This is a genomic window from Dolichospermum planctonicum (assembly GCF_005402965.1).
In the GTDB taxonomy this organism is placed as follows: domain Bacteria; phylum Cyanobacteriota; class Cyanobacteriia; order Cyanobacteriales; family Nostocaceae; genus Dolichospermum; species Dolichospermum planctonicum.
This window is the reverse complement of record NZ_BJCF01000096.1, coordinates 1-3,441: the sequence shown is the minus strand read 5'-3', so window position 1 is coordinate 3,441 and position 3,441 is coordinate 1. Positions and strand designations below refer to the sequence as shown.

1 protein-coding gene is annotated in these 3,441 nt (G+C 40.8%); it reads right to left on the bottom strand.

Annotation, left to right across the window (positions count from 1 at the left end; all coding sequences use genetic code 11):
- A partial coding sequence (locus FFO06_RS21270) for a beta strand repeat-containing protein (RefSeq protein WP_162501219.1) occupies nucleotides 1-3,441 on the bottom strand: 3,441 nt, incomplete at both ends.

The window sequence follows — 3,441 nt, the reverse complement described above, 5'->3', positions numbered from 1 at the left end:
AGGCTAAACCCCCCCTACCTTTAACTATTAATGAATTTTGTCCTTGACGGCAAGAATTGGTGACAATAGCAGCAGTAAGTAAATTTTCAGGTAAATCAATTAATCCTTGACTAGGATCTACTTCTGGAGTCTTTGTGTCTACAACTCCATTCACACCCGTTTCTGAACTAGCGCTGATTTGATTATTTTTATACCCAAATATTCCCTGAGTAGTAATCTTGATATTCCCACCTGCACCTTGCTTTGCATTGGTACTAATTCTATTTTCACCACTATTACCAATGATAAATTTAGTATTAATTGTCACATTACCACCATTACCATTTTCCCCAGCACTAGCTTCAATTTTGCTATTATTTTGACGGATAGTATCGGGAATATTCAGGGTGATATTACCGCCCTGACCACTTTTGGTACTGGCTGAGATGGTAGAATTATTCAGATTTAGGTTATTTCCTATTAGAGTAATATTACCACCGTCGCCTGATCCTTGACTATTCACAGTGATTTGAGAACCATCCAATTCTATCAGTGTGGGGTCAATGTTAATGTTTCCTGCTTTTCCCGTAGAGTCTGAAGTAGCCCCGGAGGAGATGGTACTATTGGTTAATTTAAGCTTGTCTGTGATGTCAAGTTTAATGTTTCCTGCATCACCGTTAGCACTAGTATCAGTAATAATCTTACCACCATTTTCCAAGGTTAAATTAGAGGTTGTAATGGTGATATTACCGCCTTTTCCTGCACCGTCTTCATATACTAAACTACCAAAAAAACCTTGATCATCAATAGTAATGTTACTTGCTGTAATGTCAATATCTCCTGCATTGCCTATACCAGAAGTACCAGTATTAATTTGAGAACCAATATTATTGCCACTGTCAACGCCCTTGATGTTTATATCACCAGCTTTGATAGTGATCTTGCCGCCATTTCCTTCTCCTCGTTGTTTAACAATTGTCCCGTCTGGAAGTTTTTCATAACCACGAATAAAACTCGTTATCCCACTACCATTAGTTAAAGACAAAGAACCTGCGTTTAAGTCAATGTTTCCTGCATTACCTTTGGCACCTGACTCTACATCACTCAGAATGCCGCTAGAACCATCTATTTTTACACTATCTTTTGCTGTAATGTCAATATCTCCTGCATTACCTTTACCAAAGGTACTGGCAGTAATAACACCACCATTTTCCAAGGTTAAAGTTGAAGTATCAATATTAATACCCCCACTATTCCCCTGTGCTGTATTGGTTACTTGACTATCTAGCCTTCCCCGGACATTTACCCCTTGGGTAGCCTTAATTTCGATTTTCCCCGCGTCACCTTTACCAAGGGTACTGGCAGTAATAAAACCACCATTTTCCAGAGTTAAAGTTGAAGTATCAATATTAATACCCCCACTATTCCCCTGTGCTGTATCGTCTACCCCACTATTTAGACTTCCCCGGACATTTACCCCTTGGGTAGCCTTAATTTCGATTTTCCCCGCGTCACCTTTACCAAAGGTACTGGCACTAATAAAACCACCATTTTCCAGAGTTAAAGTTGAAGTATCAATAGTAATACCCCCACTATTTCCCTCTCCTGTATCGAATACCCCACTAGATAACAAGGCGTTTTCCCGGACATTTACCCCTTGGGTAGCCTTAATTTCGATTTTCCCCGCGTCACCTTTACCAAAGGTAATGGCAGTAATTTTACCACCATTTTCCAGAGTCAAAGATGAAGTATCAATAGTAATACCTCCACTATTCCCCTGTGCTGTATCGTTTACGTCACTAGATAGCCTTCCCCCAACATTTACCCCTTGAGTAGCCTTAATTGCGATATTCCCAGCATTACCTTTACCATTGGTATTAGCATTAATCAAACCACCATTTTCCAGAGTTAAAGTTGAAGTATCAATATTAATACCCCCGCTATTTCCCTCTCCTGTATCGAATACCCCACTATCTAGCCCTCCCCGGACATTTACCCCTTGGGTAGCCTTAATTTCGATTTTCCCAGCGTCACCTTTACCAAAGGTACTGGCAGTAATAAAACCACCATTTTCCAAGGTTAAAGTTGAAGTATCAATATTAATACCCCCACTATTCCCCTGTGCTGTATTGGTTACTTGACTATCTAGCGCTCCCCGGACATTTACCCCTTGGGTAGCCTTAATTTCGATTTTCCCAGCGTCACCTTTACCAAAGGTACTGGCACTAATAAAACCACCATTTTCCAGAGTTAAAGTTGAAGTATCAATAGTAATACCCCCACTATTCCCCTGTGCTGTATTGGTTACTTGACTACTTAGCTCTCCCCCAACATTTACCCCTTGGGTAGCCTTAATTTCGATTTTCCCAGCGTCACCTTTACCAAAGGTACTGGCACTAATAAAACCACCATTTTCCAGAGTTAAAGTTGCAGTATCAATAGTAATACCCCCACTATTTCCCTGTGCTGTATCGTTTACGGGACTATTTAGACTTCCCCGGACATTTACCCCTTGGGTAGCCTTAATTTCGATTTTCCCCGCGTCACCTTTACCATAGGTATCGGTACTAATATAACCACCATTTTCCAGGGTTAAAGTTGAAGTATCAATATTAATACCCCCACTATTCCCCTCTCCTGTATTCAATACCTCGCTAGATAGCCTCCCCCGGACATTTACCCCTTGGGTAGCCTGAATTGCAACATTCCCAGCATTACCTTTACCATAGGTATCGGCACTAATATAACCACCATTTTCCAGGGTTAAATTGGCAGTATCAATAGTAATACCTCCACTATTCCCCTGTGCTGTACCTTTTACGTCACTAGATAGCCACCCCTGGACATTTACCCCTTGGGTAGCCTGAATTGCAACATTCCCAGCATTACCTTTACCACTGGTATTGGTACTAATTCTACTAGCACCATTTTCCAGGGTTAAATTGGCAGTATCAATAGTGACGTTACCCGCATTCCCTTCACTAGAGGCAGCAAAGACACTAGTATTAATCGTACCACCATTTTTCAAGATTAAAGATGAACTGTGGATATTAATATCCCCAGCATTCCCCTTACCAAACTCGTCTACAATATTAGCAATAGCGGCATTATCTAGGGTGACTTGCTCAATATTATTAATCTCAATATTCCCTGCTTGAGCATTTGCTGAACCTAAATTCTTTTGTATCCCCCCACGCACCCTACTATCCCCATTTACATTCAAATTTCGGGAATTTATGGTAATACTACCACCACCAGCAGCACGGACATTGATTTCAGCACCATTACTTAAACTGACATTTCCCCTAGTCACACCTTGAGGAAAGGTTGAGTAGAAATTTTCGTTGAAATTAACAGTTCCCGTCTGAGTTAAACCACCCAATTGTACCCGACTTCCCGGTGATAAAATTCCCGCTCTCAATCCTTCTGCATTAACACCATTACCATTAATATTGACATTAC